Annotated in this window: 13 protein-coding genes and 1 pseudogene; 2 read left to right on the plus strand and 12 right to left on the minus strand. The window is 41.4% G+C overall.

The window, feature by feature from the left end; all coding sequences use genetic code 11:
* Position 1: 1 nt before the first annotated feature.
* The 5 genes and pseudogenes from IPJ86_10270 to rsfS form a co-directional block, all read right to left on the minus strand.
* Positions 2-811 (minus strand): phosphatidate cytidylyltransferase, encoded by an 810-nt coding sequence (locus IPJ86_10270; GenBank protein ID MBK7887649.1) that lies wholly within the window; start codon positions 809-811, stop codon positions 2-4.
* A complete protein-coding gene (locus IPJ86_10275; GenBank protein MBK7887650.1) occupies positions 808-1,050 on the minus strand; it encodes a DUF2007 domain-containing protein in 243 nt (80 codons plus the stop codon). The genes IPJ86_10270 and IPJ86_10275 overlap by 4 nt, the downstream gene beginning before the upstream one ends.
* Positions 1,019-1,534, minus strand: coding sequence for an LUD domain-containing protein (locus tag IPJ86_10280; protein MBK7887651.1), 516 nt, complete (start codon positions 1,532-1,534; stop codon positions 1,019-1,021). Before IPJ86_10280 ends, IPJ86_10275 begins: the two co-directional genes overlap by 32 nt.
* A 129-nt stretch (positions 1,535-1,663) precedes the next feature.
* Positions 1,664-3,727 carry an ATP-dependent zinc metalloprotease FtsH gene (gene ftsH / locus IPJ86_10285; protein MBK7887652.1) on the minus strand — a complete coding sequence of 688 codons (2,064 nt, stop codon included), beginning with the start codon at positions 3,725-3,727 and terminating at the stop codon, positions 1,664-1,666.
* Positions 3,728-3,786: 59 nt separating this feature from the next.
* Positions 3,787-4,180 (minus strand): annotated as a pseudogene (gene rsfS, locus IPJ86_10290) (ribosome silencing factor).
* Between the two features lie 54 nt (positions 4,181-4,234).
* Here rsfS and IPJ86_10295 point away from each other — a divergent pair.
* A complete protein-coding gene (locus tag IPJ86_10295; GenBank protein MBK7887653.1) occupies positions 4,235-4,987 on the plus strand; it encodes a biotin--[acetyl-CoA-carboxylase] ligase in 753 nt (250 codons plus the stop codon).
* Here IPJ86_10295 and IPJ86_10300 read toward each other — a convergent pair.
* A complete protein-coding gene (locus IPJ86_10300) occupies positions 4,977-5,381 on the minus strand; it encodes a hypothetical protein (protein ID MBK7887654.1) in 405 nt (134 codons plus the stop codon). The genes IPJ86_10295 and IPJ86_10300 overlap by 11 nt on opposite strands.
* A gap of 251 nt (positions 5,382-5,632) precedes the next feature.
* On the minus strand, positions 5,633-6,268 hold the full coding sequence (locus IPJ86_10305) for an orotate phosphoribosyltransferase (GenBank protein ID MBK7887655.1): 636 nt from the start codon (positions 6,266-6,268) through the stop codon (positions 5,633-5,635).
* Between the two features lie 62 nt (positions 6,269-6,330).
* On the opposite strand from IPJ86_10305, the gene IPJ86_10310 reads away from it, so the two are divergent.
* A complete protein-coding gene (locus tag IPJ86_10310) occupies positions 6,331-6,969 on the plus strand; it encodes an NUDIX domain-containing protein (GenBank protein ID MBK7887656.1) in 639 nt (212 codons plus the stop codon).
* A gap of 159 nt (positions 6,970-7,128) precedes the next feature.
* Here the strand turns inward: IPJ86_10310 and IPJ86_10315 are convergent, their stop codons facing one another.
* From IPJ86_10315 to IPJ86_10335, 5 genes are all read right to left on the minus strand, one after another.
* Positions 7,129-7,902: a C40 family peptidase gene (locus tag IPJ86_10315; protein MBK7887657.1), complete on the minus strand. Its 774-nt coding sequence runs from the start codon at positions 7,900-7,902 to the stop codon at positions 7,129-7,131.
* A gap of 43 nt (positions 7,903-7,945) precedes the next feature.
* The gene (locus IPJ86_10320; GenBank protein ID MBK7887658.1) at positions 7,946-9,124 is read right to left on the minus strand and encodes an acetyl-CoA C-acyltransferase; all 1,179 of its coding nucleotides are present in this window, start codon (positions 9,122-9,124) and stop codon (positions 7,946-7,948) included.
* Between the two features lie 351 nt (positions 9,125-9,475).
* The gene (locus IPJ86_10325; GenBank protein MBK7887659.1) at positions 9,476-9,730 is read right to left on the minus strand and encodes a T9SS type A sorting domain-containing protein; all 255 of its coding nucleotides are present in this window, start codon (positions 9,728-9,730) and stop codon (positions 9,476-9,478) included.
* 164 nt (positions 9,731-9,894) lie between these two features.
* Entirely contained in the window at positions 9,895-14,481 is a 4,587-nt protein-coding gene (locus IPJ86_10330) for a SprB repeat-containing protein (protein MBK7887660.1), read from the minus strand.
* Positions 14,439-16,178: a hypothetical protein gene (locus IPJ86_10335; protein MBK7887661.1), complete on the minus strand. Its 1,740-nt coding sequence runs from the start codon at positions 16,176-16,178 to the stop codon at positions 14,439-14,441. The genes IPJ86_10330 and IPJ86_10335 overlap by 43 nt, the downstream gene beginning before the upstream one ends.
* Positions 16,179-17,025: the final 847 nt, after the last annotated feature.

The raw sequence follows: 17,025 nt of genomic DNA on the forward strand, positions 1-17,025 counted from the left end.
ATTAACCAATAAATTCCAGAAATGCCCACACAAAAGGAGTGCTCAGAAAGAGGGCGTCAAATCGGTCTAATAATCCACCGTGACCCGGTAAAATGGATCCGGAATCCTTCACATGGAGGCTACGTTTGAGCAATGATTCCACCAGGTCTCCCAAGGTGCCTGTAACAATAATAATCAACCCGATGATCATCCAATGTAACCAGGGGAGTTGTGGCTGGTAGATACTCAGCAAATGCGCCACACCTAGAGTACTTAAACCTCCACCTATACTTCCTTCCCATGATTTCTTAGGAGATATTCTTTCAAATAAACGATGCTTGCCAAATAAGTTTCCAAATACATAGGCAAAACTATCACTGCTCCAAAGCAAAAGGAAATAGCCCAGTAGTATTCCACGATCATAATCTCCGCTAAATACAGAGAACTTCATCAGGAGGGCGAAGGGCAAAACGGTGTAGAGGATGCCAAGCAGTGTGAATCCTATATTACTGAATGGATTTGCTTTTTTTCGGTATAATTCAACAATGAATATCGTGGAGAGTAAAGGGAAAATCAGTACTTCCCATTTATATGCTGTTGACCAATAAGAACGCAATGCGATCAGAAGGTATAAAAGAAAACCGCAAACCATTCCGAACTTGCGGTTGATCTCCGGACCATCATTCTGTATCAGTGAGTAAAATTCGTTAAGACTGAGCAATGCAGCCAGTAAAAACAGAAGTACAAATGGAACCGGACCCCACCAGATAGCAGCTACAATACTTCCTGTGAAAACAGAGCCGGTTAAAATACGTTGCCAGAAATTATTCACAACAAGTTGTTTTCCGTAAGAATCATTTGTGCCCGTGTTAACTGATCCTCTTCCACATATAACTCAATCTCCCCAAAAATGTAGGAGGAATCTTTCTTGTTAATTTTAAAAGAATGAATCCCTTCCTCATCGAGATAAGAAATCGCAGCTTCCACCTCTAAGGGTTTGGTGCTTGCAAACAGGAGTGCAAAGCCGGGTTCTGAGTGATTAGATTTCCCTGTCATCAATGACGAAGACATAAACTTGTTTGGGACCATGAGCTCCGATGATTGCCTTTCCTTCAATGTCAGCAGTACGACCGGGGCCGGTGATGATGTTGATAGAAGAAGGGAGCTTGGGATATTTATAACGAATCCAACTGATAGCATCTTTCAGATCCTGTGTGATCTGACTGGATTTGCCAAGGATAATATGAATAGGAGTATAGGCCGGTGCATTTCTGGATTGCACTTTAGAAGAGATCACTATGCTTCCTGTTCTGGCAATCATGCATTCGCAAGTACTAACGGCCACGTCAATGATGTCAGTATGGTCAGTGCTGATATGATGAGGTAGTTCACATTCTGTTAAGAGGTTACTCAGGCCATCCTCTACACAAACAATGTTCTTCCACTTGTATTGCGCGCCTAGATTCACCAACGCTTCCATGAACTCCAATTCGTTTTCAATCAGGAAAAATTTTGCTCCTGCCGCTTCTGCTTTTTCAGCAAATACAAGTAGCAAGTCTTCATCTGTAGTTTTGTAAACGTTGCTATCGAAGGAAACTTTGGGATAGGGGTTGTCCGTCTTCGCCAGAAGAGCTGTACGGATTTTTTTCAGTACTTTTTCCCGGTTAGTACTCTAGTCCATTGTTTAAACAGTTTCAGTAGTACTTCCTGTTGTAGCAATATTCTCCTCTGCAGGAGTTGGCGATGGCGGAGTACTTATCGTACTTCCATTGGAGGGAAGGGCATTTACGAGTTTATCGTTGTCCTCTTTATCCCAGATTCGTTTTCCGAAAATTTTCTCCAGATCTTCCTTGTAGATGACCTCTTTTTCTAATAATCGTGTTGCCAATGCATCCAATTTAGACTTGTTCGCCCGAAGTAAATCAACAGTCCGAACATAAGCTTCGTCAATCATTTTCTTAACTTCTGAATCTATCAATTCAGCCGTCTTTTCACTGTATGGTTTGGTAAAAGAATAGTCAGCATTTCCTGAAGAATCATAGTAACTGATATTGCCCAACTCTTCATTAAGTCCGAAAACTGCTACAGTAGCATACGCCTGTTTGGTAATTTTTTCCAGATCGCTCAAAGCACCTGTTGAAATGGAACCAAAAGTTACTGCTTCCGCAGCACGTCCACCCAGAGCAGCACAAATTTCATCCATGATTTGCTCCTTGGTGGTAATTTGTCTTTCTTCAGGCAGATACCATGCCGCTCCCAGGGAGTTACCTCTGGGAACAATAGTGACTTTTACCAATGGAGCAGTATGTTGGAGCAACCAGCTGACCGCAGCATGTCCTGATTCATGATAGGCGATCACTTTCTTTTCATGAACGGAGATGATTTTATTTTTCTTCTCCAGTCCACCCACGATACGATCTACGGCATCCAGAAAATCCTGATGGCCAATAGATGTTTTATTATGTCGTGCCGCGATCAAAGCTGCTTCATTACATAAGTTGGCAATATCTGCACCGGAGAATCCCGGAGTTTGCTTGGCCAGGAAATCAAGATCCAGACCCGGATCCAGTTTCAGTGGTTTTGCATGTACTTTAAATATTTCCTTCCTACCATTCAGATCAGGAAGCTCAACATAGATCTGTCTGTCGAAACGCCCCGGACGAAGCAATGCCCTATCCAAAATATCAGCACGGTTGGTTGCTGCTAAAATGATGACACCTGAATTGGATCCAAATCCATCCATCTCTGTCAACAACTGATTCAAAGTACTCTCCCGCTCATCATTGGCGCTAAAAGAAGGTTGTTTTCCCCTTGCTCTTCCAATGGCGTCTATCTCATCAATAAAAATAATACTGGGCGCTTTCTCCTTCGCCTGACGGAAAAGGTCACGCACACGACTGGCGCCCACTCCCACAAACATCTCCACGAAATCAGAACCTGACAGCGAAAAGAAAGGAACTTGTGCTTCACCGGCAACGGCCTTCGCCAAAAGTGTTTTACCTGTTCCCGGAGGGCCTACTAAGAGTGCGCCTCTTGGAATTTTACCTCCCAGTTGGGTGTATTTCTTAGGAGTTTTAAGGAAATCAACAATTTCCATCACCTCTATTTTGGCTTCTTCCAGACCGGCAACGTCATTAAATGTAACTTTTACATGTAAATCCTTATCGAATAAAGTGGCCTTCGATTTTCCAATATTAAAAATCTGACTTCCTCCAGGCCCGGAGCCCATCCTCCGCATAAAAAACATATATATTCCGATCAGAAGTATAAAGGGGAAAATCCAGCTCAATACATCCCAGTAGCTACGATCATTATTGTTGTAAATAATATTTACCCGATTTGCTTCAGGCAGATCCTTTTGTACATCATCAAGATCTTTCTTGAAACTACCTACATCCCCGATGGTAAAAGCGAAATGCGGACCTTCATTCAGACCGTTCCCGAAAGCTTTTTTAGCGACTGTTTTAAACTCGGGCTTTGCGAGACTTGTCTTTTTAATAAAGACATTAACAACTTCCTTATTGACCACTACTACTTTATCAACATCTCCCCTCCTGATCCACGTAGAAAATTGAGACCATGTCGCTTCTCTGGCGTGATTACCAAAGTCGAATGAGTTAATAATAATGATAACAAATAGCACTAATGCATAAATCCAGTATAGATTGAAGTTGAATCGAGGCGGTTTCGGTTTAGTGAAATTACTGCCTGTTTTATTTTTTTCTTCTTTTTGCGATTGCTCAGACATCTTATGTTTTCTGTTCAAATAATGTTTGGGTAATTAAGCTTAAACACTTGAAGTTAAGATTAGTTACCTGATATGTTTCTTATTTCGGCATCAGCCCACAACTTTTCAATTCCATAATAGTCACGTTGTTCCGGTTGAAAGATATGCACGATTACGGTGATATAGTCGATTAAGACCCACTGTGCATTGTTTTTTTCCTTCAATATGTGCCGGAAAATCTCCACATTCTCTTTCTACAACTTCCTCCACCGACCTGCTCAAAGCCTCTACTTGAGTGGAAGAATCACCCTGGCAAACAATAAAGAAATCAGTTACCGCCCCGCTTAAACCTCTTAAATCCATCAGTACAATTTCCTTCCCTTTTTTCTCAAGCAAACCTTTGATGATAGCCTCTGATAAAAGATCTACTGCGTTTTTCTCTAATTTCAGGGCTACCCTGGCACTTTTTACCATTCTTTATGAATTCCTGTACTTGGTGCCACAAAATTACTCAATTTTACGCCCGATATGAACCTGATCCTACTTACTTCTGTTGATTCTACTAACAATTATTTACAAGAACTCTCTGAAAAGGGTCTGGCTGAAGAGGGAACTATTGTCCTTAGTCTGGAGCAAAGCAAGGGTAAAGGACAGAGAGGAAGTGACTGGGAAAGCAAGCCGGGCTTTGGCCTGTACGTTTCTATTTTGTTAAAACCCAAGAATTGGACTGTTGAAAAGCAGTACATTTTGAATAAAGCCGTGGCAGTTGGTGTAGCCTGGTATATCGACTCAAAGACTGACAAAGATGTTCGCATTAAATGGCCTAATGATATCCTGATAGCAGAAAAGAAGGTTGCCGGGATACTAATCGAGAATGTCATTCGCGGCGAAATAGTATCGTCGGTGATCGCGGGAATAGGCATCAATCTGAACCAAAATGATTTTACAAGAGAGTTTGAAACACCTGCAACCTCTCTGAAAATCGTTACCGGAAAGAATTTTGATCCGGAAACGGAAGCAGTAGAATTATTCAGGGAAGTTTGGAAGGCATACAATCAGATTATAGCCGGGGAGTCAGAAACGATGGAAGAGCATTACAGTCATTATTTATTTAAGAGGGGAGAACGGGCTCTTTTTATAAAAGGAGAAGGGTTGTTTTACGGGGTTTTAAAATCGGTTGATTCCAGTGGTGCTGCCCTCATCGAAGAAAATGGCAGGACCATCAGAGCAACTCACCCCGGAACCCGCTTTTATTTAAGGGATAAACGTTTCAGGAATTAGTCATTGACTGATATTTCCTGACCAATAAATTCAGAAAATTAGCCAAAGGTTTCTCCGCCATCATCTTAAGGAAAGGGTTGAGGTCTGCATCAAAAAATAGCTGTAAATCAGCATTTTGTGAATCCAGCTCTTCGATCTTACAGATAAGCTTCAAATCAAAAGGTGCCTTTTCATGCTTGGTCATTACCACCTCTGAATTTGGCGTCTTACTTTCATATTTTAAGCCCAGTGTAGCCATTCCTTTAATGGTGAACTTGCAGGTTTCCCCTTCCGTTACAAATCCTTCAACTTGTTCCGGCATTAAGGAACCTATATTTGAGAAGCTGCTTAAAAAGGTAAATACTTCAGCTGCCGATTTATTGATTTTAACTTTTTCAGATTCGATGCGTGTCATAATAATTCAAGAATTGTTAATTATTAAGCGAAGGTAGACAATAAAAAATAGGCTACTTGCTACCGGCTTCGGCTACCGGCTTCGGGCTACCGGCTTATAGCAATACACTATATTCGGACAATAGCTGACAACCTGAACCTTAACCATAACCCTTAAACTTTAAACCTTGAACCTTGAACCTTGAACCTTGAACTTTAAACCATGAAGCAGAATCGCGAAAAGCGATACGCTTCATGGGACCCCTTAAACTTTTAAATTCCTTTCCACTTTTCGGGATTTTTTCTCCAGGCTTCGAGTGCAGGGAGGTCGGCTTTTCTGACATATCCGCTTTGGATGGCTTGTTGCAAAAGGTGGTCGTAATTACTTAAAGAATACACGGGGCAGGCGGCTTTTCTAAAATTTTCGTTGGCTATATCAAAGCCGTAGGTGAAAATGGAGACAAGTCCTTTTACTAAAACATTATTCGATCTTAATTCATGAACGGCTTTCAGACTGCTCCCTCCGGTGGAGATCAAATCTTCAATAACCACAGCCGATTGATTGGCCTGAACTTCTCCTTCTATGGTATTTTGTCGGCCATGATCCTTAGCCGATGAACGGATGTAAACAAAGGGAAGACCCATCGCTTCTGCCACTAAAACCCCTGGTGCAATGGCTGCTGTGGCCACACCGGCAATTAAATCCGGTCGCCCAAATTTGCTTTCGATGAGCTTAACCAGCTCTTGTCGAATGAAAGTTCTGACACGCGGATAAGACAGGGCTACTCGGTTATCGCAGTAAATGGGTGATTTCCAGCCCGAAGCCCAAGTGAACGGTTGTTCGGGCTGAAGTTTAATCGCTTTGATTTGAAGCAGGAATTCGGCTATTTTTGAAGCGGTTTCATCCATGATTACAAACCTACAGCATTCGATTGAAAATACCAATCTTTTAAATAAACCTTCCTGCTTCTATGTATAATGTATATATCAATGAACGGTTACTTCGCTTTGTTAGTGTGCACGATCTTTTAGGTTCAGCCGATATGGTGCTGAAGCTGACCGGGGATGAATCCAAAAGCAATCTAAGGGTATTGATTGACGCTTTTGAACAGAATCTACTTACCGAAACAATGGTCTTGCAATCGGCGAATATTGATAAAACATGGAAGACATTCAAATCGCTTTATACGGTGATGCATGCTGCCGGAGGTGTTGTGATCAATGAAAATCATCAACTGTTGATGATTTTTAGAAATGGGAAATGGGATTTACCAAAAGGTAAGATTGAAGCGGGTGAAGAAGCAGATGCAGCGGCAATCCGAGAAGTGTATGAAGAATGCGGAATTGGAATGCTTAAATTATCAAAGCAAATTGTAACTACTTTTCATACCTACCCTTATAAAGAAAGTAAAGTCCTTAAAAAGACGTATTGGTTTTTGATGAGCACAAAGGATACTGCCACTCCGGTCCCTCAATATGAAGAGAATATTCTCGATGTTCAGTGGATGAATAAAACGGAAATTAAAAAGGCTCTGTTAAATAGTTATGCCTCTATCGCGAGACTTCTTCAGGAGCAGGTACTCGAACCTGAACATGGATTGTTGGGATAGATTTCTCGCAGTTGTAAATCAACCTTAATGAACTTTCTTTTTCGAACCAAACATCCTTTATAACATTACCGTGTAGCCGTGTTTCATGAAACGCGACAACATTGCATAAGATTATTCATTTTTAATGGTGATAACCCCTTTCCGTTCAAATGAATTGAATCACACTATTCTTTTTATCAACCGAAGATTATGAGTGTATTTACGTAACTCATTATTGAAAATTCCATGGTGGTCAATGCTGTCAACCCGAACTTGTCCGGAGGAATGAATGATTTTGTTTTTGGCAACAAGAATTCCAACATGAGTAATGCGACCTTCTTCATTGTCAAAAAAGGCAAGATCTCCGGCTTGAGTTTCATCGAGAAGGTGCACAGCTTGTCCCTGCTCTGATTGCATCCATGCATCACGCTTTAAAGTGATTCCACATAACTTATAAGCCATTTGCGTCAATCCGGAACAGTCGATACCAAATGGACTTCTGCCACCCCAGAGATAAGGCGCATTGAGATACATGTAGGCATTTTCAACTACCATTTTTCCGATGGCCATTACATCCGATTGCCGGGCATTTCCTTCAAAGCTATAATTGGTAGTTCCAATTCTGCAGTTTCCGGATCGAAACCAGGGTAAGTCGCTGCCGAGTAAAATAGAGGTAATGCTTTGGTGATTGATAAGAATCTGAACAAGGTCATAACTCAGAAAGACTCTGCTCTTTTGTAATTCATTAAATTCCGTCAGTGATAAAGGATAATATTGTGATTTCTGAATCCATCCTTCGTAGTCGTCAAAATTCAAATGTACTTTTATCCAATCCTGTTGTTGTTCCAGTATTGTAAACGTTTCACCAAAGAGTATCTGCGTTACCTGTTCACTACGATGCGAAGCTTCCGCACGGACAGGAATAAGACTTAAAGGGCAGATACCGTAGCTCATATTTTATTCAGCCTTCTACTCAATATAGAGGCAGAAAGTTTTATTACATCCTTTCAATAACAATTGCTGAAGCACCGCCACCGCCGTTGCATATACCGGCCGCTCCAATTTTCGCGTTGTTTTGCTTCAGAACATTAATTAAAGTGACTAGTATTCTTGCTCCGGAACATCCGAGTGGGTGACCTATGGAAACAGCTCCACCGTTCACATTCACTTTTTCGGGATTCAGTTTCATCTCTTTGTTGTTGGCAAGAGCCACTACGGAGAAGGCTTCATTGATTTCAAAGTACTCTACATCACTCATCTTCAATCCTGCTTTTTCAACTGCTTTCGGTAATGCCTTTGACGGTGTTGTCGTGAACCATTCCGGAGCTTGTTGTGCATCTGCGAATCCGCGAATTTTTGCAAGAGGTTTAATTCCTAATTCATCGGCTTTCTCCTTACTCATCAACACCACCGCAGCGGCACCATCGTTCAATGTGCTGGCATTGGCTGCGGTTACACTTCCGTCTTTCACAAACACGGGGCGTAGCGAAGGGATTTTATTAAAATCCACTTTTTTATATTCTTCATCCTCAGAAACAACAATAGGATCTTTGCCTTTTTGTGGAATGCTCACCGGTACAATTTCATCTTTAAAAAGACCTTTTGCCCATGCTGCCTGTGAACGTTTGTAGGATTCAATAGCATAAGCATCCTGTTCTTCACGGCTGATGTTACATTCCGTCGCACAAAGTTCGGCGGCATTGCCCATATGATAATCTTTGTAAACATCCCATAAACCATCTTTCACTAAGCCATCAATCATTTGTGCATGACCTAAACGATAGCCGTTGCGGGCTTTATCGAGGTAATAGGGAACTGCACTCATGTTTTCCATTCCACCGGCAACCACCACATCATTATCTCCCAGCATGATACTTTGTGCCCCCAGCATAATGGCTTTCATGCCTGAAGCGCAAACTTTATTCACAGTGGTGCCGGGTACATTCGTTGGAATTCCTGAGAAAATGGAAGCCTGAGTAACAGGAGCCTGACCAACATTGGCCTGTAAAACATTGCCCATATACACCTCATTCACTTGCTCCGGTTTTACGCCGGCACGTTCCAGTGCGGCCTTGATTGCGGTTGCTCCAAGTTGAGTGGCCGGAACTCCGGATAATACTCCGCTAAAACTTCCAATAGGGGTACGCACAGCGGATACAATATAGACTTCTTTCATGATTTTTATTTGAGAGTGCAAAATTAGTTAAAAGATAGCATGCTGAAATTCCAATAAATAATGATCTCCTAACAAATTGTATTATAGTTGAATAAGATAGCTAGAAATAACGTTTCAGTACTTTTTACATGAAAGGAGGCCTCACAGAAGATTCAACTCTATCTGTGAGGCCTGGAGATGTTTTTCGCAAGGTGTTAACCAAAGGCTTTTTAAACCACAATGTTCCTAATAGGAATATGATCTTGAAAAGTCAGGCTTAAAAGCGTATGCAAGAATTTCTTTAATAGCATTCCACCCCAACTTTAGTTTGTGTTACTGCGCAACAGCTTTGAATAATTCAAAATGCATGGATCAATAAATCAGAACTTTCGAAGTGAGGACATTTTTTAGCGAAGAAATTTTAATAAAGTAATATCCTTTTGCGAAGTGTTCTGCTATAATTGTAGAACGATTTCCGTTGAATTCGCTTTTATGAATTAATCTTCCTAATGCATCGGTTATTTCTATCTGAGTATTTTCATCTGTGCATTCATTGCAGAACACAATCAATTGTTGGTCCGTTCCATTATAGGTATACCCAATACCAGACTTGTTATTGCGCTGCAAAGCGATAATATTTGAATAGGCGAAGCTGCCATCGAAATCAGTTTGCTTCAGACGATAATAACTTATTCCGACGTCAGGCTTAATATCTTTATAAAGATATTGTTTAATGGTAGTTGAATTACCCGCACCATCAACGGTTCCGATGAATTCAAAATGAGTACCGTTTAGAGATTTTCGAGTGTGAAGTAGTCATTGTTGGTTTCTGTTGCTGTTACCAACTGCAATAAATTGTGGGTGTACAGTGCTTCTCCGGAGAAGGAGATGAGATCTATCGGCAATGAATTACCGAGAAGAATAATAGTCGCAGAGTCTTTGCAACCATTTGCATCAACAATGCGAACCATATATGTTCCCACTGGTTTACATGGAAATTCATTGCTGTTTTGATAGGGATCATTATTTATATTGTACTGATAAACGGACATGCCACCCGTCTGACCAACTATAATTGTATCTCCGCAAATTGATGGAGAGGAAGTAACAGAAATAATGGGTCCAGGTACCCGACCAACAATAATATTAGTAGTATTCAGACAGTTTTTAGTGTCTTTTACAGTAATCGTGTAAGGCCCGGGGGCGAGATTTGTAAATACAGGACTGCTTTGATAAGTAACACCGTTTTTACTGTATTGCAATGCACCTGTTCCGCCGGAACCTGTTGCAGTTATTGTTCCATCATTAGCGAAACAAGAGGATAGGGTGGAAGAAGTGCTAATGTTTGGCCCTGCCAGATTCGCAACATTGACATTCAATGTACGCATACATTGATTAGCATCACGAACTGTTAGTGTATAGGTGCCGGCTGCAACTAAAGTAAACGAAGTTGAAGCCTGGAATACTGTCCCATTTAAGCTGTATTGCAAGGGAGCAATTCCTCCTGTTGCTGCAGCCACTAAACTGCCATTGCTTAGTCCGCAACTTGAATTTGTTATAGTTGCAGTTAATGTTTGAGGAATATTGGGTGCAGTAATTTGAATCCCCTTCGTATGAATGCATCCATTATTATCTTTTACATAAACGGTATAATTGCCTGCGGTTAAACCGGAAAAAAGATTGGCAGCCTGATAAGTTGTTCCGTTTAATGAATACTGATAAGGAGGAGTACCACCAGTTGCTGTTGAAGTAATGGTACCGTTTGAATTCAGGCATGTTGCCGCAGTAAAAGCAAGATTTTGTGAAGGAGCTTGTAGATTGCCAACAGATATTCCTGTAGTGTTTATACATCCGTTCACGTCCTTTATAGTAATGGTATAAGATCCGGCTGCTAATCCGGTGAATTGATTTGCGCTTTGAAATGTTGTTCCATTCATGCTATATTGATAAGGTGTTACTCCGCTAGCTCCGTTCGCGATAATTGCTCCACTGTTATTGTTACATGTTGCCGAAATAGTAAATCCGGTAACCGTAGGTGCAGGAACAGCTGAAACTGTTACTGAAGTATTGGTAATGCAGGCTCCGGCATCTCCTGTTCTTACAGTATATGTTCCCGGTACGAGTCCGGTAAAGATATTGCTGCTTTGGAAGACGGTCCCATTAATACTGTATTGGAGAGGAGCGGTACCTCCTGTTGCATTTACAGTAATACTCCCGGATCCACCGCCGCAGGCTGAAGCCGTACTCACTGCAGTCACTGCTGGTGCGCCTGTGTTGCCAACCGTAACGGAAGCTGCATTTATACATCCCGTTGCATCTTTTACAGAGACAAGATAGGCTCCTGAAGCAAGTCCGGTGAAAACTCCTGAAGATTGATAAGAGACGCCATTAATACTGTATGTTAATGCGCCTGAACCTCCGGACCCCACAGCAGAGATAGTTCCATTACTTAATCCACACGTTCCACTCGTTTGTGAGGCAACTATAGCCGGGCCATTTAGTGAAGGTACAACGATAGTTTGGGTGGTAATGCATCCGCCTGGTATAATCGGAGGTCCAATGTCAAAACTTTCATCATCCGCCATCAGCAAGGTATATGTGCCAGGGGCAAGTCCTGTGAAAGTATACGTCGGATCAAAAGTTAACCATGGTCCACCCATACCGGTGATGCTGGCGTGATAGGGAGTCTTGGGTCCAATCCCTGTCAATTGAATGGAACCATTTGAGGTATTGCAGAGTGTTCCGGTAACCACCGCAGAAGCGGTAGAATTTACACCTATACCTATAGTCGCCATAATGGTGTATGTGCATCCTGCAGCGTTCTTTGCAGTGACATAGTATATACCCGGATTAAGATTTAAAAAGAGCTGTGTTTGATTGGCAACAAAGGGTCCGAAGTTTAAACTGAAAGTGCAACCGGCACAATTTGCACCGTTTACGCGTGGATTAGTGATTTTTCCCAGACTTGTATTACAGGGGTAGGCGTCATCTGCTTTTACTGTAAATGTGTTAATGGGAGTACCTGTAACAGTGTTCGTAATTACGACTGTTGTTGTACCAATGCAATTCAACGCATCCTTTACATAAACCGTGTATGTTCCCGGTGCAACATTGATGAATGTATTTCCGGCTTGATAAGTGGATCCATTGATGCTGTATTGTAAGGGAGCAACCCCACCTGTACCGTTGGCAACGATGGCACCGTTATTCACGCCACATGACGCATTGGAAGCTGAGGCAATGATGGAGGGGCCTTGAACAATAGAAATAGATGTTGTGGCAGTTACAATACATCCATTGGCGTCTTTAACATAAACGGTATAAGTTCCTCCTGCAAGACCGGTAAATACTGCTGAACTCTGATAGATTGTACCATTTATACTGTATTGAAGGGGTGCTATTCCACCGGTGCCGGTTAGTGAAATACTTCCATTGTTTGCAAAACAGGCGCTGGAAGTGTTAGCCACTTGAATACTCAGTCCTGAAATATTATTCAAAAACGTAGTACTTGTTGCAGTGCATCCGTTTGCATCTTTGATTATAACTGTGTAAGACCCAACACCCAATCCGGAGAATGTATTTCCGACCTGATAAGTTGTTCCATTGTTTATACTGTAGGTGTATGGCAAAGTACCGGAGGATCCATTTACAGTAACTACTCCATTGGTTTGATTGCAACCGGCTGGTGTGGTCGAAGTGGTGAGTGTTGGTCCGGCTAATGCAGTAACAATAACTATCGTTGCTCCCATGCACCCACCTGCATCTCTGACATATAACGTATAACTTCCCGGAGCGAGTCCGTTAAACAAAGTACTTGCCTGAAAATTTATCGCGTTAAGGCTGTATTGCAATGCTCCTGCACCTCCCGTCCCACTCGCTGTGATGGTACCTGTGTTTGCAGCACAGGAAGAAGCCACTGATGTCCCCGTTACAGTCGGTCCTCCTGTAGAGCCAATCGTTGCTGTAGCATTGGTTATACAGTTGTTTGCATCTTTAACATACACACTATAGCTGCCAGCCACTAATCCGGTAAATACATTTCCTGACTGATAGGTGCTACCGTTAATACTATATTGCAGTGGTGGCACACCCCCTGTTGAATTAGCCGTAATGCTTCCATTTGAATTATTGCAGGAAGCCGTAACCGCCGTTGCTGTTAAAGTTGGCCCTGCAGAATTTGCAATAATTGCACTTGTTGTGCTCAGGCACCCATTGGCATCGCGAATGGTTACGGTGTAACTTGCAGCAGGCAAACCGGTAAATGTATTTCCCGGCTGATAGGTATTTGCATTGAGACTGTATTCCAGAGGTGCCGCACCACCGGTTGCAATTACAGTAATACTGCCATTGCTGCTGTTGCAGAAAGTAGCTGCAGGAATGGCAGTGGCAGAGGGTCCGGCACTGTTTAATATTTGAACGCTTGTTACATTCGAACAGCCTGTGGCATCTTTAATGGTGAGCGTGTACATACCCGCAGCCACGCCGGGAAAAAGATTGCCAGTCTGGAAAGTGGAACCGTTTATACTATACGTTAAAGGTGCAACACCACCTGCTCCAATGGCAGTAATTGAACCGGTGCTGCTTCCACAAATAGCATCGGTTTTTGTAAAGGCAACAGATGGCCCATTTGAATTAATGATGTTTATTGGTAATGTATTGCTGCAATTGTTAGCGTCTTGCACGGTGATCGTATACAAACCCGCAGCTAGTCCGGTGAAAGAATTTGAAGGTTGGAACGTGACGCCATTCGTACTGTAGGTGTAGGGTGCAACTCCACCGGCGGCGGTGATAGTTACAGATCCATTATTTGTACCGCAACTGGTGTTTGTTATTAAAGGCACAATTGCTGGTCCCGGTAATGTGAAATTTGTTGTTGTTACAACACCACTGCATGCTTGATTGATGGTTGCTTTTACTGTGTAATTTACATTCGGACTTAAGCCGGAAAAGATGCCCGTTGTATTGCTGGAGATTTGGGTAGTACCATTAAATAATACATAGGTAATAGTTGCCCCTGCAGGTGGAGTTGGCGTCAATGAACTGCTTGCGGTTAATGTTCCGCAGCTGGAAGTTACATTTAAAGTAAACGAAGCATTGGTACACCCGTAGGAGGTAAGATCAAATGCCCCAACAAATCCTTTCCCGGAAGCATACAGGGTTTTTTGAGTTTCAAAGAAAGCGAGGTCGTATACAGCACTTGTTGTGAATCCCGGAATCAGAATGTCAGGTTTAGAGGCATCATCAAAAGTAGAACCGTTAAAGAAATACACTTTTATTGTTCCGTTGGGAAAACCAACAAATATGTTATTGCATTCATCTGCGATAATACCTCCGCTCATAAGCAAAGTATTTCCTGTAACGGATAGTGGTGTACCCACTCCTGCCCCGTTGCTTTGTTGAAGGCTTTCAAATTTTTACCATCCCAATAGAAGAGATAAGATGAGTTAATGGCGAAAACATTACTGGAATTGTCTATCTCCGGTCCAGTTAAATAAGGGCGGTTGGCAATTTCCTGAATCGCAACAAAACCTGATGCAGTACTCCACGCAACAGATGCGCCACTGTAGGGGGGATTATTTTTGTATATTTTGTTGGATAGAGAGGGTGTTCCATATAATGAACCGTATATCGTGTATAGCGCATTTGTAACGGGGTCAATAATTACATCTGATATATCCTGAGCCCAGCCTCCGCTTCCGTATGGAATTCCGGTCACATTGACCGAAGAAATTGCTGTAGCGGGTGGGGAAATAATGCCAAAATTGATGTTCGAATTGGTTCCTCCTCCGGCAATTAATAACTGTGGAGTTCCGCTGTTGCAGCTCCAGTACATTTTCCAGTTTTCGAGAAAACTTCCATTGGCAGTGGAGATGTAGTTGTCGTAAACACCTGTAGTGTTAATTCTTATTACACGATGTCCACCGGATGGAGCAAATCCTTGTCCAAGGTAGATATGTCCGGTGTTTTTATCAACTACCCAACCGCCGTAATAGGTTCCAAACGTCCATGACGGAATGGTCAATGTTCCACTGAATGTCCAGAGTAAGGTTCCTGTTGGATCATATTTTGCAAGTTTATAACTGGATCCATTCCCGCCTCCGGTTACATAAACATTTCCTGCATAATCAAAGTCAACATCTTTCGCTAAACCTGCATTTACACCAATACCTGTTAAATTCGTAGTTCCTGAAACAAAAGGGTCGATGATGATACCTCTTGACTTGTCATAATTTTCCGGTAGTTTAAAGCGAATTGTACGATTGGAAATTTCAAACGAAGTAAGAATTGGAGCAACGTTTCTTGAATTGGATGATATCTCATCACCATAATAGGAAACCGGAATGGATTCAATAGTTTTTCCTGCAGCTGATTTTAAGACTAAGTTTCCGTTTTTGTCAATATGGAGTCTTTTCAAATCTCCACCAATCCGCATTTTAACTTTTTGCAAATCAGCATTCGGCTTGACAATTAAGCTGTATTCGTATCCGTCATTTTTGCCATCTTCAAAGTGGTAAACAAGATCAATTCCCTCATATAAGTTTTTGTAAGTAATCTTGCTGAAAGCTTTTGCTTTCCCATCCGATAGGCCATAGGTGTGGTATTCATTGGAAGGTTGTTCAGCAATAAATTCTACATCTTTATTAGCATCTGCCCATGTAATCGTAATTGACTTGTCGCTTATATTCAACTCTTCAATTTCTTCTTCTTTCTTCTTATGCTTTTTCTTGTGCTCCTCAATTTCCTTTTCTGCTAAAGTGGGTCCGGAAAGTTTTCTGTGTAAATAGATCACCCCCTTTTCTGTAAACAGGACCGGGATTCCAAATCCTTCGTAAGCATAAATAATTTTCCCCATTTCCGGTTGTTCATTGTAAAATTCACCGTACTGACCAATGTTTTCAATGAATCCGCGCGATATTCCATAGATATCTTTATTTTCCCCTTTGACATATTCTGAAACAGTTGATGGTGGCAGGTAAGAGGTTTGCGCTTTAATTTCCCCGCAAAATAAAGTAAGGAGAAAGGTTAAAAGGTGATAACTGAATTTAATAATTATTGTTGAGAAGAGATGTTTCATTTTTCAATCTGTTGTTGTAGCGGAAACGTGAGTTTTACTACGATTTTTAAGCTCTTGAATTAAGGGAAATGGAGATGGAATAATACGTTTGACCCTATTTTCTAATATAGGTTATGAAACAAGAATCATCATAACTTATAGCTGTTATGAGCAAGTTGATTTTAAAAGGATCAAATACTTTTTAAAAATTAAATTTTCGGTGGATGGAAAACGCCGATCGTTTTTTGATTAGGCAATGTCAGGTCATTTTCAAAACAAAATTCAGTTATGAGGCTGTGCGTGTTAATAGACACTCTGCAAAGTTCAACTAAAAAAATAGTTTCACTGTATGAATTACCATTTACCTTGTGGCGCAAAGGAAGGCGGTTGTGATTTTCGGAATCTGACCTTTCGTGATCAGTATTTCCATAATGTAAAATAAGGAAATCGTAAAAACTCAGTTCTGAAGTGGAGTGCATTTTGTGAAATTTATAATGCGCTATGAGTTCAACTATTTCATTGGTTTTAGAAAGAAGGTTGCCCGGAACCAGACTCTGTGCAAAGAGATATACAGAAAGGAATATGGTTGCCAACGCTTTCACAATGTGAAGGTACAAAAATTGTTCGATTTTGTTATTTTTTTTTGATGGATGGAGATACTGAATAGTTGAGTGGGGTGTATCACGAGTTGAACCGGATTAAAGCTTTGTTGTTTTTATTTCTATGTTCGTTATTTAACACGAATAATTTCAACTTTTTCTCTGATTTTGAATGTTATCTTTTGTTTTTCATCTTTTCAACCAAGACGGATGGTAATTAGAATTGCTTTTATTTTAGATCTATGATTTAAATCATGTTACCCCAATTC

The organism is Bacteroidota bacterium, assembly GCA_016713925.1.
GTDB lineage: Bacteria > Bacteroidota > Bacteroidia > AKYH767-A > OLB10 > JAJTFW01.